This window comes from Mycobacterium sp. ZZG, from assembly GCF_054786995.1.
Window position 1 is genome coordinate 36,301 of the sequence record NZ_JBTBFV010000024.1, and the last position, 17,231, is coordinate 53,531.

Annotated in this window: 14 protein-coding genes; 5 read left to right on the forward strand and 9 right to left on the reverse strand. The window is 69.9% G+C overall.

Going from position 1 to position 17,231, the window contains the following annotated elements; all coding sequences use genetic code 11:
• Positions 1–83: 83 nt before the first annotated feature.
• Positions 84–2,195, reverse strand: coding sequence for an ATP-dependent DNA helicase UvrD2 (locus ACXMYJ_RS15240; RefSeq protein WP_460357331.1), 2,112 nt, complete (start codon positions 2,193–2,195; stop codon positions 84–86).
• A gap of 82 nt (positions 2,196–2,277) precedes the next feature.
• Here ACXMYJ_RS15240 and mrx1 point away from each other — a divergent pair, with 82 nt between their 5' ends.
• Positions 2,278–2,529 (forward strand): mycoredoxin Mrx1, encoded by a 252-nt coding sequence (gene mrx1 / locus ACXMYJ_RS15245; protein ID WP_260757764.1) that lies wholly within the window; start codon positions 2,278–2,280, stop codon positions 2,527–2,529.
• 25 nt (positions 2,530–2,554) lie between these two features.
• Here mrx1 and nudC read toward each other — a convergent pair whose 3' ends face one another.
• Together nudC and ACXMYJ_RS15255 are read right to left on the reverse strand one after the other, a co-directional pair.
• Complete coding sequence (gene nudC, locus ACXMYJ_RS15250; protein ID WP_460357334.1) at positions 2,555–3,481, reverse strand: NAD(+) diphosphatase; 927 nt, start codon at positions 3,479–3,481, stop codon at positions 2,555–2,557.
• 126 nt (positions 3,482–3,607) lie between these two features.
• On the reverse strand, positions 3,608–4,687 hold the full coding sequence (locus ACXMYJ_RS15255; protein WP_260757762.1) for a potassium channel family protein: 1,080 nt from the start codon (positions 4,685–4,687) through the stop codon (positions 3,608–3,610).
• Positions 4,688–4,733: 46 nt separating this feature from the next.
• On the opposite strand from ACXMYJ_RS15255, the gene ACXMYJ_RS15260 reads away from it, so the two are divergent.
• Positions 4,734–5,138, forward strand: a complete 405-nt coding sequence (locus ACXMYJ_RS15260; RefSeq protein ID WP_260757761.1) for a DoxX family protein — start codon at positions 4,734–4,736, stop codon at positions 5,136–5,138.
• Here the strand turns inward: ACXMYJ_RS15260 and ACXMYJ_RS15265 are convergent.
• Together ACXMYJ_RS15265 and ACXMYJ_RS15270 are read right to left on the reverse strand one after the other, a co-directional pair.
• Positions 5,123–8,413 (reverse strand): ATP-dependent helicase, encoded by a 3,291-nt coding sequence (locus ACXMYJ_RS15265; protein WP_260757760.1) that lies wholly within the window; start codon positions 8,411–8,413, stop codon positions 5,123–5,125. The two genes, ACXMYJ_RS15260 and ACXMYJ_RS15265, sit on opposite strands and share 16 nt — an antisense overlap.
• Entirely contained in the window at positions 8,410–11,529 is a 3,120-nt protein-coding gene (locus tag ACXMYJ_RS15270) for an ATP-dependent helicase (protein WP_460357339.1), read from the reverse strand. Before ACXMYJ_RS15270 ends, ACXMYJ_RS15265 begins: the two co-directional genes overlap by 4 nt.
• A 78-nt stretch (positions 11,530–11,607) precedes the next feature.
• On the opposite strand from ACXMYJ_RS15270, the gene ACXMYJ_RS15275 reads away from it, so the two are divergent.
• On the forward strand, positions 11,608–12,390 hold the full coding sequence (locus ACXMYJ_RS15275) for an alpha/beta fold hydrolase (protein WP_260757758.1): 783 nt from the start codon (positions 11,608–11,610) through the stop codon (positions 12,388–12,390).
• Positions 12,391–12,392: 2 nt separating this feature from the next.
• Positions 12,393–12,689: an MGMT family protein gene (locus tag ACXMYJ_RS15280; protein WP_260757757.1), complete on the forward strand. Its 297-nt coding sequence runs from the start codon at positions 12,393–12,395 to the stop codon at positions 12,687–12,689.
• A gap of 79 nt (positions 12,690–12,768) precedes the next feature.
• Here the strand turns inward: ACXMYJ_RS15280 and ACXMYJ_RS15285 are convergent, their stop codons facing one another.
• The 3 genes from ACXMYJ_RS15285 to ACXMYJ_RS15295 form a co-directional block, all read right to left on the reverse strand.
• Positions 12,769–13,623 carry a TIGR02569 family protein gene (locus ACXMYJ_RS15285; RefSeq protein ID WP_260757756.1) on the reverse strand — a complete coding sequence of 285 codons (855 nt, stop codon included), beginning with the start codon at positions 13,621–13,623 and terminating at the stop codon, positions 12,769–12,771.
• A gap of 36 nt (positions 13,624–13,659) precedes the next feature.
• Entirely contained in the window at positions 13,660–14,838 is a 1,179-nt protein-coding gene (moeZ, locus tag ACXMYJ_RS15290) for an adenylyltransferase/sulfurtransferase MoeZ (RefSeq protein WP_260757755.1), read from the reverse strand.
• A gap of 122 nt (positions 14,839–14,960) precedes the next feature.
• Positions 14,961–15,992 (reverse strand): DUF3152 domain-containing protein, encoded by a 1,032-nt coding sequence (locus ACXMYJ_RS15295; RefSeq protein WP_460357343.1) that lies wholly within the window; start codon positions 15,990–15,992, stop codon positions 14,961–14,963.
• Between the two features lie 187 nt (positions 15,993–16,179).
• On the opposite strand from ACXMYJ_RS15295, the gene ACXMYJ_RS15300 reads away from it, so the two are divergent.
• Positions 16,180–16,854, forward strand: coding sequence for a TetR/AcrR family transcriptional regulator (locus ACXMYJ_RS15300; RefSeq protein WP_443187793.1), 675 nt, complete (start codon positions 16,180–16,182; stop codon positions 16,852–16,854).
• 81 nt (positions 16,855–16,935) lie between these two features.
• Here the strand turns inward: ACXMYJ_RS15300 and ACXMYJ_RS15305 are convergent, their stop codons facing one another.
• On the reverse strand, positions 16,936–17,184 hold the full coding sequence (locus tag ACXMYJ_RS15305) for a DUF3107 domain-containing protein (RefSeq protein WP_260757753.1): 249 nt from the start codon (positions 17,182–17,184) through the stop codon (positions 16,936–16,938).
• Positions 17,185–17,231 lie beyond the last annotated feature (47 nt).

Sequence of the window (17,231 nt, forward strand, 5' to 3'; positions counted from 1 at the left end):
GGCCGTGGTCTGCGTGTTCTGAGGCTAGAGGTTAGCAGCAAAATCGCACAACACATTTTTGACCAGCTCTTTTGGCGCGATCTTTACGCTTTTTGGCGGCCTTTGACCAGTGCGAGGATGTCCGGCCCGTACTGCTCGAGCTTGCGGGCGCCGATACCGGGGATGGCCACCAACGCGGCGTCGTCGGACGGCAGCGATTCCGCGATCGCGATCAGGGTGTTGTCGGTGAACACGACGTACGCGGGCACACTCATCTCCTTGGAGACCCGCAGCCGCCAATCCTTCAGCTCGGCCAGCAGTTCCTCGTCGATGTCCGAAGGGCAGCTTTCGCACCGGCGCAACATGATCGCCGGCGGTGTGGTCAGCGGCGCGTTGCACACCCGGCAGCGCGGCGCCGGTCCACGAGGCTTCCGCGGCTTGCTGGGCCCGTCATCCCGCTGGGACTGCGGCGCGATGCCGTTGAGGAACCGGGACGGCCGCCGCCCCTGCCGACCGCCCGGGTTGCGGGCCAGCGCCCAGCTCAGCGTCAAATGCACACGCGCCCTGGTGATTCCGACATGGAGGAGGCGACGCTCCTCCTCCACGGGCTCGCTGTCGGGGCCGTGCGCGAGCGCGTGGCTGATCGGCAGGGTGCCGTCGGCCAGCCCGACCAGATACACCGCGTCCCACTCAAGGCCCTTGGCGGCGTGCAGCGAGGCCAGGGTGACGCCCTGCACCACAGGTGGGTGGCGGGCGTCGGCGCGCTGCCGCAACTCGGTGAGGAGTCCCCGAAGATCCAGATGCGGACGTTGGGCCACCTCGTCGTCGACGAGCTCGGCGAGCGCGGCCAGCGCCTCCCAACGGTCCCGGGCCTTGGTGCCGGGCGGCGGCTGAGCGGTCAGACCGAGCGGCTCGAGCGTCTGGCGCACCACCTGCGGTAGCGCACCGGCGCTGTCGTCGGGGCCGCGCTCGGCGACGCGCTGCAACGCCAGCAGGCCCTGCCGGATCTCCTGGCGGCTGAAAAACCCCTCACCGCCGCGCACCTGAAAGGCAATGCCGGCCTCGGTGAGAGCTTCCTCGTAAACTTCTGACTGAGCGTTGATGCGGTAGAGCACGGCGATTTCCGAAGCGGCAGTACCGGATTCGATGAGCTTGCCGATGCTGGCGGCCACCGCGGTCGCTTCGGCGACCTCGTCGGGATACTCCTTGAACACCGGTTCGGGCCCCGGCGGGCGCTGGCCGATCAGGTGTAGCCGGCTGCCCGCCATCCGCCCGCGCGCGGCCGCGATCACCCGGTTGGCCAGCGAGACGACCTGCGGGGTGGAGCGGTAGTCGCGCTCCAGCCGCACCACCGCGGCCTCGGGGAACCGTCGCGAGAAGTCGAGCAGGTAGCGCGGTGAGGCGCCGGTGAACGAGTAGATGGTCTGGTTGGCGTCGCCGACGACCGTCAGGTCGTCGCGGCCGCCCAGCCAGGCGTCGAGCACGCGCTGCTGCAGCGGCGTGACGTCCTGGTACTCGTCGACGACGAAACAGCGGTACCGGTCACGGAACTCCTGGGCCACCGCGGGATCGTTCTCGATGGCGGCGGCGGTGTGCAACAGCAGGTCGTCAAAGTCCAGCAGCGCCATGCCTTCTCGGCGGGACTTGAGGGTCTCGTAGCTGGCATAGGCCGTCGCGACCTTCTGCGCGTCGAACGGGATGTCGCGGCCGACCTCGGCGACGGCCCGCGCGTAGGCCTCCGGAGTGATCAGTGACGCCTTGGCCCACTCGATCTCCCCGGCGAGGTCACGGACATTGTCGGTGCCGGTAGGGAGCCCGGTGCGGTTGGCGGCCTGGGCGACGACGGCGAACTTGCTGTCCATCAGCTGCCACTCGGTGTTGCCGACCACGCGCGGCCAGAAATACGACAGCTGGCGGCGGGCGGCGGCGTGAAACGTCTGCGCCTGCACCGCGCCGGTGCCTGCGCCCTCGTCAAGAGCGCGCAACCGGCCCCGCATCTCCCCGGCCGCGCGCTGGGTGAAGGTGACCGCCAGCACCTGACCGGGGGCGACGTGGCCGGCCGTCACCAGATGGGCGATGCGGCGGGTGATGGTGCGTGTCTTTCCGGTGCCCGCACCGGCGAGCACGCAGACCGGGCCCCGGGGCGCGAGCACCGCCTCGCGCTGTTCGGAGTCGAGGTCACCCAACAGCCGGTCACGAGAGGCTGTCGAGGGCATGCCGACCATCATGTCAGCGTGCCCCGACAAGCGCGGACCTCGGGACGGGCATGTCGGGCGCGTCGGCTACGTTGATGGGCTTATGAGCGCTGACGAAGCCACCCTGACCATGTACACGACCACGTGGTGCGGCTACTGCTCGCGTCTGAAGATGGCGTTGAAGTCCGAGGGCATCAGCTGGACCGAGGTCGACATCGAGGCCGATCCCTCCGCCGCGGAGTTCGTCGGGTCGGTCAACGGAGGCAACCACGTCGTGCCGACGGTGAAGTTCACCGACGGCTCCACGCTGACCAATCCGAGCATAAAGCAGGTCAAAGCCAAGCTGGCCGGATAACTCGCAGGGCCCGGCTCCGGCGACGTCAGTCCAGCGCGGCCCAGGATTCGATGATCTCCCGCGCGATCGAGATCGACCCGGGCAGCAGTAGTTTCGAGGTGCTGCCCGAACTCCAGTCCCCCTGGTCGAGCGCCTCGCGGATCTCGGCACGGGTGAACCATGCGGCTTCGGCGATCTCGCCGTCGTTGAAGGAGAACGGTTGCTCGGGGTCACCGAGGGCGTGGAAACCGACCATCAGCGACCGCGGGAACGGCCACGGCTGAGACCCCAGGTACTCGACGTCGGTGACGGTCAGGCCGATCTCCTCGGCGATCTCACGCACCACGCAGGACTCGAACGACTCCCCCGCCTCGACGAAGCCGGCCAGAATCGAGAACAGCTGCGGCGGCCACACCGTCTGTCGGGCCAGCACCGCGCGGTCGTGCCCGTCGTGCACCAGGCAGATCACCGCGGGGTCGATGCGCGGGAACTCCTCGTGACCGGTGACCGCGTTGATCCGCGCCCAGCCGCTCTTGATCGGCGTGGTCGGGGCACCATCGACCGGGCTGAAGCGGGCATGGTCGTGCCAGTTCAGCAGCGCGGTCGCGGTGGCGACCAGTTGAGCGCTGACGTCGTCGAACACCTCGCCGGTGCGACGCAGGTCGAGCACTTCGAGCGGGGCGTCGGAGTCCTCCGGGGGTTCGAGCTCCGAGCGCAGCGCCCACACGTGGGTGCCGTCGCCGAGCTTGCCGAGAAACACGGCGTCCTCGGGCGGGGCGGCACCGGCGGACACGGCGCGATTCAGCACCGCGCGGCCGCCGGAGATCAACACCTGGTTACGCCGGTCTACCCGCAGCAAGAGCGCGTCGGGCCATCCGGCGACCGCGGCGTCGACATCGGTGCGCAACGTGTCGGCGCGGTCGGCGCCAACCCGGGACAGCAGCGGGACATTGCGTAGCCGGAAAGGTGTCATCGCTGCCTTCTGCTCTTCGCGCAAGCGCTCATCGCTGCCTTCTGCTCTTCACTCGACGGCTCCTCGCCCGAGGGCTCGTCGCGGCGCAAGCGCTCATCGCTGCCTTCTGCTCTTCGCGGCAAGCGCTCATCGCTCCTCGTCCGCGGACCTGATGTAGAGCAGCCTGTCTCCCGGCTCCAGAGCGTCGACCTCGGGGTCGTCGACCCGGATCAGCCTGTTGCCGCGGACCACACCGAGCACGATGTCGGGCAGATGGCGTGGCGAGCCACCGACCTCCTTCGGCGTGACCTCCCGTTCGGCGATCGCGAAACCGCGGTCGGGGGTGAGCAGATCCTCCATCATCTCGACGACGCTGGGGGTCTTTACCGCGATGCCGAGCAAACGGCCCGCCGTCTCGGAGGTGACGACGGTCGAGTCCGCCCCGGACTGCTTGAGTAGGTGTTCATTGTCGGTTTCGCGCACCGCGGCGATGATCTTGGCCTTCGGCGCGAGTTCGCGGGCGGTGAGGGTGACCAGGACAGCGGTGTCGTCCCGGTTGGCCGCGACGATGATGGTCCTGGCGTGCTGAGCGCCGGCCAGGCGCAGAACCTCGGAGTCGGTGGCACTGCCGCGAACGGTGACCAGGCCCGCGCTCTTGGCGCGTTCCAGGGCCGCGGTGTCCTCGTCGACCACCACGATGTCGCCGGGTGCGATCTCGTCGCCGACCATCGCCGCGGCGGCGGTGCGGCCCTTGGTGCCGTAGCCGACGATGATGATGTGGTTGCGCAATCTGCTCCTCCAGCGCTGGATTTGATAGACCTGACGCGATTGCGTGGTGAGGGTCTCGACGGTGGTGCCGATCAGCACGATCAGGAAAGCCACCCGCAGCGGCGTGATCACCAGGACGTTGACCAGGCGCGCCTCCGGGGTGATCGGGGTGATGTCGCCGTAACCCGTCGTCGACAGCGACACCGTCGCGTAGTACAGGCAGTCCAGGAAGGACAGTGGATTCTCTTGGCTGTCGCGGTACCCGTCGCGGTCGAGGTAGACGATCAGCACCGCGGCGAACAGCGCCCCCAGCGCGTAGATGACGCGTACGGTGATGCGCCGCGCCGGGCTCACCGTCTCGGTCGGGATCTGCACGCGGTCGGTGAGCGCGTGAACCGGAAGATCGGCCAGCGCCTGATCGAACCGGCGTACCCGCCGGCGTAGACGTCCCTTAGCCACGAGGGCCGGTCAAGGAGTGAGGCAGCCGCACCAGCACAATGTAATCATGACCACGTCTCCAACGGCACGGCAGCAGATCACGAAGTCCTCACGCGGCGCCCGAATGGGCGCCTGGCTGGTCGGCATGGGCATCCTGCATTTCGTCGCCCCGAAGCCCTTCGACTCGATCGTGCCCGCGGAACTCCCCGGCACACAGCGCTTCTACACTTACGCCTCCGGTGCCGCCGAGGTCGGTGTGGGCGCACTGCTGCTGGCGCCGAAGACCCGCAAGGCCGGCGCGCTGTCGGCGATCGCGTTGTTCGTCGGCGTGTTCCCCGGCAACGTGAACATGGTCCGGCTGTGGTTCAACGACCCGACCAAGTCACTGCCCATGCGGTTGGGTGCGATCGCCCGACTGCCGTTGCAGATCCCGATGATCACGCAGGCCTGGAAAATCTACCGCGACAGCTGAGCCACCTCCCCGTCCCGGGACCGGTCGGTCAGCAGCGCGATCAACTCGTCCTCGTCGGGCAGGTGGTCCGGGATGACCGTGCGTCCGGACCGCACATAATGGAACGCTGCGCGCACCGAGGACAGCGGGCAGTCATGCAGGCGTGCCCACGCCAACCGGTACACCGAGAGCTGAACAGCATTGTGCCGCAACTCCTCTTCGGTCGGCGGCAGCTCGCCGGTCTTCCAGTCCAGCACCGTGACCCCGCCGTCGTCGTCGGCGAAGACCGCGTCGATGCGGCCGCGGACCACCCGTGCGCCGATCATCATGTCGAACGGCACCTCCACATCGATCGGGGTGCGAGCAGCCCACGGTGACACCACGAACGCGTTCTGCAGCTCCTCCAGCTCGCCACGATCGTCACGGTCGGCGTCCACCGCGCCGGGCAGGTCATCGAGATCGAACAGCTTCTCGGCCTGGAAGTAGCGTTGCACCCAGTCGTGAAATGCGCTGCCCAGCAGGGCCTGTGCATCCGGGCGCCGGGGCAGCCGGCGCTGCAGACGTGCGGCGACCGCCTCCGGGTCGCGGCCGAGTTCGACCATCGCGCTGACCGACAACTGCTGCGGCAACGGACGCACCGGCCGCCGGGCGGCACGTTCGCGTTCGGCCAGCAGTGCGTCGACGTCGGCGGCCCATTCGTGGACATCGGGTGTCGGATCCGGTGGTGACTCGGCGGACATCGCCGAGGCGACCAGCTGCGCGCCCCGGTCGGTGTGCGCACGCCGACCGCCCAGCGGATCTTCCGGCCACACGGCCTCGACCACCCGGTCGCGCAGCGGGTTGGACTCACCGTCGGCGGGGGCGTCAGTCCAGATGTCGACGGTTCCACACGGAGTTCCGTCGGCGATCGACGCGTCGATGACGTCCTTGAGTTCGGTCAGGAACGTCGACGGACCTCTGGGCTTGGATTCGGTCGCACCCCAGTGATGGCCCGACACCAGCAGCGTGTCCTCGGCGCGGGTGATGGCCACGTACAGCAGGCGGCGCTCTTCGTCGGTGCGACGTTGGTCCAGGCTGCGCTTGTGGTCATAGATCTTGTCGGACAAGCCTTTCCGGTCGCTGACGTCGGAGGTGTCGAGCACCGGAACGCCGTGTTCTGACACCGCCGCGCAGTCACCGCGCAGCAGCGGGGGCAGGTCGGCGGCGTCGGTGAGCCAGGTGCGCGGGGAGGCGGTGGACGGGAAGATCCGAGCGGACAGGTGCGGCACGGCGACGAGCTGCCATTCCAGGCCCTTGGCGGCGTGCACGGTGAGGATCTGCACGCGGTCCGCTGACACCGTGACCTCGGCGGGCGCCAGACCGTTCTCCACCTGCTCGGCGGTGTCGAGATAGGCCAGCAGCGCCGACACCGTGGTGGCGCCCCGGGACGCGAAGTCGGCCACCACGTCGGCGAACGCGTCGAGGTGCTCGGTGCCCGACCATCCTGCCGAGACTGGTTGTGCGGCACGGACTTCGGTGTCGATACCGAGGACGCGGCGCACCTCGGCGAGTAGCTCGGGCAGCGGGCTGTCCAGATGGGCGCGCAGCGCGGTCAGTTCACGCCCCAGCGCGACGATCCTGGCGTGCCCCTGCGGGGAGTACGCCGCGGCCGGGCCCGGATCGCAGATCGCGTCGGCCAGGCACGCGGCGTCAGCGTCCGGACCGAGTTGCGCGACGATCCCGGCGGTCGTCGACACCGCATCGGGCGCGGGACCGCCCGCGTCGACGAGGGTGACCGCCCGCCGCCACAGCGCCGCGACGTCGCGGGCGCCCAGGCGCCACCGTGGCCCGGTCAATACCCGCACTGCCGCCGCCCCGGCGGTCGGGTCGGCCGCCAGCCGCAGCATGGCGACCACATCGGAGACCTCCGGCACCGCCAGGAGGCCCGCGAGGCCGACCACCTCCACGGCGACTCCCCGACGGGTCAGCGCATCGGCCATCGGTCCGGCGTCGACGTTGCGGCGCACCAGCACTGCGGCCGTCGGCGCCGCCCCACCGGAAGCGGAACCGGCGTGCCACCGCGACGCGATCTGCTCGGCGACCCACTCCCGTTCGGCCTCCACGTCGGTCAGCAGCGCACACCGCACGCTGCCGGGCTCGGCGCCCGGGCGCGGCTGCAGCGCGCGGACCGAAACCGACCGGCGCCGGGCTTCGACGGACACCTCGTTGGCAAGGTGCAGGACTTCGGGCGGGTTGCGCCAACTGGTGCGCAGCTCCAGCGTCGGCGCCGGGCTGCCGTCCGCCAGCGGGAAGTCGGTGGTGAACCGCGGCAGGTTGGTCGCCGAGGCTCCGCGCCAGCCGTAGATCGACTGGATCGGGTCCCCGACGGCGGTCAGCGCCAGCCCGTCGTCGGCACCGCCGCCGAACAACGAGGACAGCGCCACCCGCTGCGCATGCCCGGTGTCCTGGTACTCGTCGAGCAGGACCACGCGGTAGCGTTGCCGCAGCTGTTCGCCGACCTGCGGGCACTGCGCGGCCAACCGCGCGGCCGAGGCCATCTGCATCCCGAAATCCATCACCCGCTCCTGCCGCATCCGCTGGTGCAGCGCGTCGATGAGTGGGACGAGCATGGTGCGCTCGGTCTGGGTGGCGAGCATGCGGAGGAGCCACTGGCTGGGCCCGCGATCGCGCTGGTAACGGCCCGCGGGCAAGTGGTGCACCAATCGCTCCAGCTCGACATGGGTGTCGCGCAGCTGAGCAGTGTCGACGAGGTGTTCGGAAAGCTGCCCGGCCAACCGCAGCACCATGTCGGTGATCGAGGCCGGCGACTTCTCGGTGTCGAGGGCCGCCGGATGTTCACACACCACCCTGAACGCCAGCTGCCACAACTCGGTTTCGCCGAGCAGCCTGGTGTCGGGTTCGGCGGGGAGCAGCAGACCGAAGTCGCGGAGCAGATTCCCGGCGAATGCGTGGTAGGTGCTGATCGTGACGGGGTCGTCGGCGAGATCCGCACTGCCCGCCGGGAGCATCAGACCCGCCCCAGCCAGCCGGGCCAGCCGGGCACGGACCCGGCGCAGCAGCTGCCCGGCCGCCTTGCGGGTGAAGGTCAGACCGAGCACCTCCCCGGGCCGGGCGTACCCGTTGGCCACCAGCCACACCACCCGTGCGGCCATCGTCTCGGTCTTGCCCGCCCCGGCGCCGGCGATCACCACGAGTGGTCCCGGCGGGGCCGAGATCACGGCGGCCTGCTCGTCGGTGGGCTCGAAAAGACCCAGTGCTGTGGATAATTCGGCGGGACTGTACCGCGGACCCGTCATGCGTCCCTCCTGGTGTTCTGCGCCGGGCACATGGCGCGGACCGGGCAGTGCGCGCAGCCGTCGTTGATCCGGGCGGCGAACTCCGGCCCTTGCGTGGCTGCGGCTGCCTCGTGGACCTGGGCTTCCCACTCGCTGCGGCCGTCGGCGGTCAGCGCGTCCTGGTGGCGTTCGGTCGCGCCGCCACCGGTGGTCTTGCCGAGGTAGACCAGGCGTCCGCCTCCCGGTTCGTCACCGTCGGGCAGCAGGCCGGCCGCCACCGCCAGCTGGTACAGCGCCAATTGGGCGTGGCTCTGGGCGTCGTCCTTGCTCACCGGGCTCTTGCCGGTCTTGATGTCGATGACGACGAGCCGGCCTTCACTGTCGCGTTCCAGGCGGTCCAGTCGCCCGCGCACCCGCACGGCCGGCCGCTCACCGTCGGCCTCGCCGACCTTCCCGTCGACCTCGACCTCGGTGCCGACCTCGGTGAGCTCCCCGCGGGTCTCCTCCCGCCACCGCAGAAAGGTACGCAGCATCTCCAGGTGCCGGGCCCGTTCGTTGTCGGCATACCATCGGGCATCGAAAGGAAGCTCGCCCCACACCTTTTCGAGTCCATCGAGCAGCTGGGCCTCGGTGCGGCCCGCTTCGGAGATCAGGGCGTGCACCAGCGAGCCGAGGCTGGAGCGCACGTCACGGCCACGGGATCCGCCGTGACGCTCCAGCAACCACCGCAACGGGCAGTCCGAGAGCATCTGCAGTGTCGACGGCGACAGCGTCACCACGTGGTCGTCGCCCTCCCACAGCGGTTCGGCGCTGGACAGGTCGCGGGCTCCGTACCACGTCGCCGGATCCGCGCCATGCACCCCGGCCTCGGCCAGACGCGCCAGTTGCGCTGCGGCGCAGGCTCTTTCCATGTCATCAACCGCGTCCGGCGCTGCGCACACCACCGACCGCAAACGACCGACGACGGCCGACGGCGCCAGCACCCTCGGAGCGCGTATCGGCGGCGGCGGCTGAGGTGCCGGTTCAGTGGCCAGCGCGGCGATCTCATGGCAGAAGGAGGACGGCAGCATCGCAGCGTCCCCGCTGTCGCTGTCGACCGCCGTCACCAGCAGCCGGCCGCGGGCGCGGCCGATCGCTGCGATCAGTAGCCTGCGCTCCTCAGCCAGCAGCGGTGCCCGGCTCGACAGGGCGCGGTCCCCGGCGTCGACGACGCCGTCGATGACGTCCACCAGCTGCTGGGTGCCCAACACCCCGCCGCGCGGAGCAACGTTGGGCCACAAGCCTTCCTGCAGTCCAGCGAGCACCACGAACTCCCACTCCCGGTCCAACGCGGAGTGCGCGCTCAGCAGCGCGACCGCCTCCGGCGCCTGCTCGACGGACCGGGCCGGCGGCAGCGACAACGCGCCGATGTGATCGACAAAGCCGCGCAGCGACGCGCCGGCGGTCCGCGCGACGTACTGTTCGGCCACGTCGAACATCGCGGTGATGGCATCGAGGTCGCGATCGGCCTGAACCGCGGCCGGGCCGCCCCGTTCGCTGGCGGCCAGCCAGCGCCGTTGCAGGCCGCAGCGGTGCCAGGCCTGCCAGAGGGTATGGCGCGGGTCGCGCCCCTCGTCAGCGCTGCGCCGGGCGGCGGCCAGCACCCCGGCGACCCGCCGCACTGCCCGCGCCTGCTCGTCGGGCAACGAGTTCTCGTCGCGGTGCAGAGCGTCGACCAGCAGATCACCGAACGCCCCGCGTGCGCCCGGGGCCGCCCGGCGCAGCGCCCGGCGCAGCTGCCGCAGCGAGACGGGGTCGACGCGCCCGATCGGTCCGGTGACCAGTGCCAGCGCCCGGTCACCGTCGAGGCCGTCGGCGGTGGCCTCCAGAACGGTCAGCAGTGCCCGCACCGCCGGCTGGTCGGCCAGCGGAGAATCGTTCTGCGGGAGGTCCACCGGCACGCCCGCTGCCGCCAGTGCGCGGCCCAGCGCGGCGCCCGTCCGCGGCACGGACCGAACGATCACCGCCATCTGTGACCACGGCACGCCGTCGACCAGGTGCGCCCGGCGCAGGGCGTCGGCGATCAGCGCCGACTCGGCGTGCTGGGATGCGGCGATGCGCACCGCGACCGAACCTGCCGCGTCCGTGCCGGTGAACTCCCGCACGGCGTCGGGACCGGGCAGTCGGCGCCCGACCGCGGCGATCAGCTCGGCGATCGGAGCCGCACTCCGGTAGGAGCGCGTCAGGGCCAGTGCGGGCCCGTCGCCGCGCAGCAGCGCGGGATCGGCGCCGCGGTAACCGAACACGGTCTGATGGGGATCGCCGGCGATCACGGTCAGCTCGGCGCCGGCGGCGAGCACCTCGACCAGGCGAGCGGCCTGGGGGTCGAGGTGCTGGGCATCGTCGACCAGCAGCAGCTGCACCCGCGCCCGCTCGGCGGCCAGCAGGTCGGCGTCGGTGGCGAACGCCTCCAGCGCCGCACCGACGAGTTCGGCGGCTCCCAGGGCCGGCACAGTGGCCTGCGGGGCGGCCATACCCACCGCCGCCCGCAGCAGCATGATCTGCTCGTAGGCCTGGGCGAACCGGCCCGCGGCCTGCCACTCCGGCCGGCCTGCGGACCGGCCGAGGCGTTGCAGCGCAAGCGGATCGACGCCGCGCTCGCTGCAGCGGGCCATCAGGTCGCGCAGTTCGGTGGCGAACCCGACGGTGCTCAGCGCCGGCCGCAGCCGCTCCGGCCACCGGACGGGTGACGCGTCGCCGTCCTCGAGGTCACCGGTCAGCAGCTCACGGATGATGCCGTCCTGCTCGGCGCTGGTGATCAGCCGCGGCGGCGGGCTGCCGTTGCGCTGGGCGGCCAGCCGCAACACCGCGAACGCGTAGGAGTGCACCGTGCGCACCAGCGGCTCGCGCACGGCGCTGCGTCCCCCGGCGCCGAGCAGGGCGGTGGTGATGGCCGCCCTGGCCTGCGTATTGAGCCGGGCCGAACCTGTCAGCAGCAGAACCGATTCCGGGTCCCGCCCGGCCTGGATGTGGGCCGCGGCGGTGTCCACCAGCAGCGTGCTCTTACCGGTGCCGGGCCCGCCCAGCACGCGGAATGTGCCCCGCACGTCCCGTCGACTGAGGACTTCGGCGGTGAGTTCGGCGTGCGGCGCGGACATGCACGCATCAGATCACGGGGGTCCGACAACACCGCTCGGATAGACCCCGGCCCCGTCGACCTGGCAGCATCTGCACGTGTGACCGATGTGTTGTGCACCTACCGTTTCGGGTCGTCCGGCCCTGCCCGTGTGCTGGCGATCCACGGACTGACCGGCCACGGCAAGCGCTGGGAGAGTCTGTTCACCAGGCATCTGCCCGACGTGCCGGCGATCGCACCGGATCTGCTGGGGCACGGCCGTTCGTCGTGGGATGCGCCGTGGACGATCGAGGCCAATGTCGCCGCGCTGGCCGCTCTGGTGGACGCCGAGGCCGACGGACAGGTGGTGGTGGTCGGTCACTCGTTCGGCGGGGCGATCGCGCTGAACCTCGCCGCGCAGCGCCCCGACCTGATCAAAGGCATCGTGCTGTTGGATCCCGCGGTGGCCCTGGACGGGCGCTGGATGCGTGAGGTCGCTGACGAGATGTACCGCTCCCCCGATTACACCGACCGCGCGGAGGCCCGCGACGAGAAAGCCGGCGGGTCCTGGGGCGAGGTCGCCGAGGAGGAGCTGGACAGGGAACTCGACGAACACCTCGTCGACCAGCCCAACGGGCGGGTCGGGTGGCGCATCAGCATCCCGGCGATGCTCTGCTACTGGAGCGAGCTGACCCGCGCGGTGCCGCTGCCGCGGGACGGCACACCCACGACGCTGGTGCGCGCCCTGCACACCGACCCGCCCTACGCCGGTGACGAGCTGATCGCCGCGCTCGATGCCGGCCTCGGCTCGGATTTCACACTGCTGGAATGGGATTGCGATCACATGGTGCCGTTGGCCAAGCCGGCCGAGACCGCCGCGGTGATTCGCGACCACCTGGGCTGAGCATGGCGGCGATCACCGAGGAGCAGGTCGAGACGGTCCGCGGACTCGTCGCGTCGATACCCTCGGGCGCGGTCGCGACCTACGGTGACATCGCCGAAGCCGCCGGGCTGTCGAGCCCGCGGATCGTGGGCTGGATCATGCGGACCGACTCGTCGGATTTGCCGTGGCACCGGGTGATCTCGGCGTCCGGCCGACCTGCGGCGCACCTGGCCACCCGCCAACTGGAACGGCTGCGCGCCGAGGGGGTGCTCGCAGTGGACGGACGGGTGCAGCTCCGCGAGTACCGGCACGCGTTCTGATCACCGAGTGAGCGGTCACGGCTGCGATCGTGGGACAAATCGCAGCCAGGAATGCTATTCCGCGGGAGACGTGGCCCGGTCAGACTGCCAGCCGCACCAGCGCCGCGGTACGAGCCAGACCGGGAAACGCCGCCGACGTCGACCGCGGGTGCAACGCATGCACCGCCAGCCGGAACATCAACGCGCGCAACAGCATCTGCGGCCACTCCGGCAGCGCCGACCACCGCTCGATCAACGCGTCGTCCGCTTCGCCCCAGGCCAGCGCATCCACCACGACCACACCGGCCGCCCAGGCCGGGGGCCGCCAGTACGGGGTGATGTCGGTGATGCCCGGCGCTGCGGTGCCTGCGAAAAGCACTGTGCCGTAGAGATCTCCGTGCACAAGCTGACTGGGGCTCTTGGTCGGCCGGCGTAGCGTCGCGAGCTGGTTGATCAACTCGATCGACTTCTGCCCGTCGGTGGTGGCCGGCGCCACCCGCGCGCCCGGCGGCAGTGAATGCAGCGGACGCTCTTCCCACGCCGCCCGGTCGGCGGCGGTGAACACGTCGACGTCACCCCACGGCGCGACAGGCGGCTGGGTCAGGAACCTGGGCCGCTCCAGCTTGGCGGTGGCCTCGTGCAACCGCACCGCGGCCGAGACCACTTCGTCGTGCCGCGGTTCGGGCGTCCCGGCCACGTAGGTGTCGGCGCGCCAGCCGGCGACCACGTACCGCCCGTCGGTCGACCGCACCGGACGGGCCAGCCGCACACCGTCGACGAACAACGTCTCGCGCACCTTGGCCGACCACGCGGCCCGCGCGTGGTCGGCGACCACCGAGAGCACCACCTCGCCGCAGCGCCAGCCGCCCTCCCAGCTGGATCCGAGCGGCGCAGGCTGCACTCCGGACAGCCCGAAGGCTGTGAGTACGTGCTCTGGCGGTCGCTCGGCGGTCACCGCCACAGCCTAATTGCCGCGAGCGCCAACCCAGCGTTAGTACATGACCATGTCGGGTTCGAGTTGCCTGCCCCAGGCCACGATCCCGCCCTGCACGTGCAGTGCGTCAGAGAATCCGGCCTTCTTCACGATGGCAAGCACCTCGGCCGAGCGGATCCCGGTCTTGCAGTAGAACACCGGCGTCCGGTCCACCTTCAGTTTCGCCAGCGCCTCGCCGGATTCGAACGCGCCCTTGGGAATCAGCTCGGCGCCCTGGATGTGGTTGATGTCCCACTCGACCGGTTCCCGGACGTCGATCAGCGCAAGCGGCTTGCCCGAATCGATCAGCTCACGGAGCTCGCGCGGGGTGATCGTCGACTCGGCTGCCGCCTCGGCCGCAGCGTCGGACACCACGCCGCAGAACTCCTCGTAGTCGATGAGCTCGGTGATCTTCGGGGTCGACGGATCCTTGCGGATCTTGATGGTGCGGTAGGTCATGTCGAGCGCGTCGTAGACCATCAGCCGGCCCAGCAGCGGTTCACCGATGCCGGTGATCAGCTTGATGGCCTCGGTGCCCATCACCGACGCGATCGACGAGCACAGGATGCCCAGCACGCCGCCCTCGGCGCACGACGGCACCATCCCCGGCGGCGGCGGCTCCGGGTACAGGTCGCGGTAATTCAGGCCAAGGTCGTCCGGGGCATCCTCCCAGAAAATCGAGACCTGCCCCTCGAAACGGTAGATCGATCCCCACACGTACGGCTTGCCGGCCAGCACGGCGGCATCGTTGACCAGATACCGCGTCGCGAAGTTGTCGGTGCCGTCGAGGATCAGGTCGTACTGGGAGAACAGGTCGACGGCGTTATCGGGCTCCAGTCGGAACTCGTGCAGGTTGACCTTCACCAGAGGGTTGATCTCGGCGATCGAGTCCTTGGCGCTCTGCGCCTTCGATCGGCCGATGTCGGAGACTCCGTGGATGATCTGGCGCTGCAGGTTGGATTCGTCGACGACGTCGAACTCGACGATGCCGATCGTGCCGACACCCGCGGCGGCCAGGTACAGCAGCGTGGGCGAACCCAGCCCGCCCGCGCCGATGACCAGCACGCGGGCGTTCTTCAACCGCTTCTGCCCGTCCAGCCCGAGGTCGGGAATGATGAGGTGGCGGCTATAGCGCGCGACCTCGTCGCGAGTGAGTTCAGCCGCTGGCTCGACCAGCGGCGGCAACGGTGAGGACACCGACTATCTCCTTGGTTGGCGGTATGACCCATCTCAGCAGGTAAGGGTTTCAACAGCAACGAGGGCCCGACGCTTCCCCGCTGCTCGCAGACGACAGGCGCAGCCGGGCGCGGCCGCGGTGATCAGGCGATCGGATACGGCCAGGGGTTGAACCGGCACGTCAGCCCGTCCGGGGTGACCGTGCCGGGGTCGAACTTGGCGGCGTCGCTGTTGTTGGTCGAAAACGTCTGCTGCATCATGATCGGCGCGAGCGCGCCGTTCTCGGTGCACTGTTCGTGGCGCTGGTAGCCGATGGCGTGGCCGACCTCATGGTTGACCACGTATTGGCGGTACGAGCCGATGTCGCCCTGGAACGGCACCGCGCCGCGCACCCACCGCGCCTCGTTGATGAACACCCGCGGCTGCCCTTCGAAGGCCGGGTTGTAGCAGGACGCTTCGAGTTGGATGTCGTAACCGCAGCCGTCGCGGATCGTCATCGGCGAGGTCAGCGACACCCGGAAATCGGGCACCACCCCGGAGGCGGCGTCGACGCGGGTGAACGCGAACTGCGGGTTGTGGGTCCAGCTCTTCGGGTTGGCCAGGGTCTCACTGACCATGCGGGCGAACCCCTCGTCACCGCCGAAACTCGTGGTGTCGAGCCCGTCTTCCACCTCGACGGTGTAGGTGAAGACCTTGGTGGTGCCCTGCCCCACCTGCGGGGTGGCGCCCGGCACGACGTGCCAGGTGCGGGCGCCTGCCGCGGTGAACGGCCCGCCGTCGGGCAGGATCCCGGTTGGCAGGTTGGCATCGAACTGAGTCAGGCCTTTGGCCGGGGCGCCCACGATGGACGTGCTCGGGACGCCGATCGTGGGCGGTCCCTGCACCGGCCCTTCGTCGTCGACCGCCTGCGGAGCGCTGGTGCCGGTGATGGTCTGGTACACGACCACCGCGGTGAGCACGACGAGCAGCGGCAGCGCGTACGCCCGCCATCCGTACGTGGAGACGAACCGACCGAGCCAGGTCTGCTTGCGCCAGCGCTTGCGGTCGTCCCGGTTGGAGCGGACCCGGCCCGGCTGCTCGGCCAGCGGGTCACGCTGGGCACGTAAGGGCTCTCGCCACTGGTCGCGAAGCACCGGAACGCGACCGCCCTCGCGACGCCCCGGTCCGTAGGTCACCGGAACAGGATGACACAGCTCAGAGGACATCCCGTGCTGGCACGCCACCGGATCACCGCAAACGGCGGGACGGCGCGAACCGGCGACGTGACACCTGTCATGACACGTATGGTCGCCCGACGGTAGTAGTGTCAGTGCGAGCGAATTCAAGACGCCGGTCGCGCCGGCTGTAGATCTCGAGGTTCTGATGAGCGAACTGGCAAAGACGGCGCAGCGACGAGGGGGGCAGCCGGCAAACGGCACCAGCGCCTCCGGCGCAGCCCGGCGTGGCAACCGTCTGCCGCGTGATGAACGCCGCGGCCAGTTGTTGATCGCGGCCAGCGAGGTGTTCGTCGACCGCGGCTACCACGCCGCAGGCATGGACGAGATCGCCGACCGCGCTGGTGTCAGCAAACCGGTTCTCTACCAACACTTCTCGTCGAAGGTGGAGCTCTACCTGGCGGTGTTGCAGCGCCATGTCGACAACCTGGTCTCCGGCGTGCGCCAGGCGCTGCGCACCACCACCGACAACCGGCAGCGCGTCCGCGCCGCCGTGCAGGCGTTCTTCGACTTCATCGAGCACGACAGCCAGGGCTACCGGCTGATCTTCGAGAATGACTACGTGACCGAGCCGCAGGTCGCCGCGCAGGTCAAGGTGGCCACCGAATCGTGCACCGACGCGGTGTTCGATCTGATCAGCCATGATTCCGGGCTGGAGCCGCACCGCGCGCGGATGATCGCCGTGGGGCTGGTCAGCATCAGCGTCGACTCGGCGCGCTACTGGCTCAACGCCGAGCGCCCTATCGACAAGGACGACGCCGTCGAGGGTACGGTCCAGTTCATCTGGGGTGGGCTCTCACACGTGCCGCTGACGCGGTCCTGATCCGGTTTCGGGCCGAAACTGCATCCGGGCCGGGGGTTTCTCGAACTTTCCCGGCGCGGATGCGGTCTCGGCCCGCGACGATCAGCTCTTGGTGACCTCCGCGCCGACGACCCCGAACCCGACCCGACGCGAATCCGCCGCGCCGATCTCGACGTAGGCGATCCGTGCGGACTGCACGAGGAACCGGCGACCCTTCTCGTCGGTCAGACCCAGGACGCTCGGATCGCCGCTGAGCGCATCGGTGACCAACTTCTCCACCTCGGCCGGCGTCTGCGCGCTGGACAAAATCAGCTCGCGCGGGCTGTCGGTGACACCGATCTTGACCTCCACGGTGGAAACCCTTCTGTTCGTGTGCTCGTACTCCAAGGAGGCTAATG

Excerpts from the sequence above, each read along its gene's own strand:
- ACXMYJ_RS15300 (WP_443187793.1), top strand. The coding sequence starts at position 16,180 with ATGAGCGAACTGGCAAAGACGGCGCAGCGACGAGGGGGGCAGCCGGCA.
- ACXMYJ_RS15270 (WP_460357339.1), bottom strand. The coding sequence starts at position 11,529 with ATGTCCGCGCCGCACGCCGAACTCACCGCCGAAGTCCTCAGTCGACGG.
- ACXMYJ_RS15260 (WP_260757761.1), top strand. The coding sequence starts at position 4,734 with ATGACCACGTCTCCAACGGCACGGCAGCAGATCACGAAGTCCTCACGC.
- nudC (WP_460357334.1), bottom strand. The coding sequence starts at position 3,481 with ATGACACCTTTCCGGCTACGCAATGTCCCGCTGCTGTCCCGGGTTGGC.
- ACXMYJ_RS15280 (WP_260757757.1), top strand. The coding sequence starts at position 12,393 with ATGGCGGCGATCACCGAGGAGCAGGTCGAGACGGTCCGCGGACTCGTC.
- mrx1 (WP_260757764.1), top strand. The coding sequence starts at position 2,278 with ATGAGCGCTGACGAAGCCACCCTGACCATGTACACGACCACGTGGTGC.
- ACXMYJ_RS15265 (WP_260757760.1), bottom strand. The coding sequence starts at position 8,413 with ATGACGGGTCCGCGGTACAGTCCCGCCGAATTATCCACAGCACTGGGT.
- ACXMYJ_RS15240 (WP_460357331.1), bottom strand. The coding sequence starts at position 2,195 with ATGCCCTCGACAGCCTCTCGTGACCGGCTGTTGGGTGACCTCGACTCC.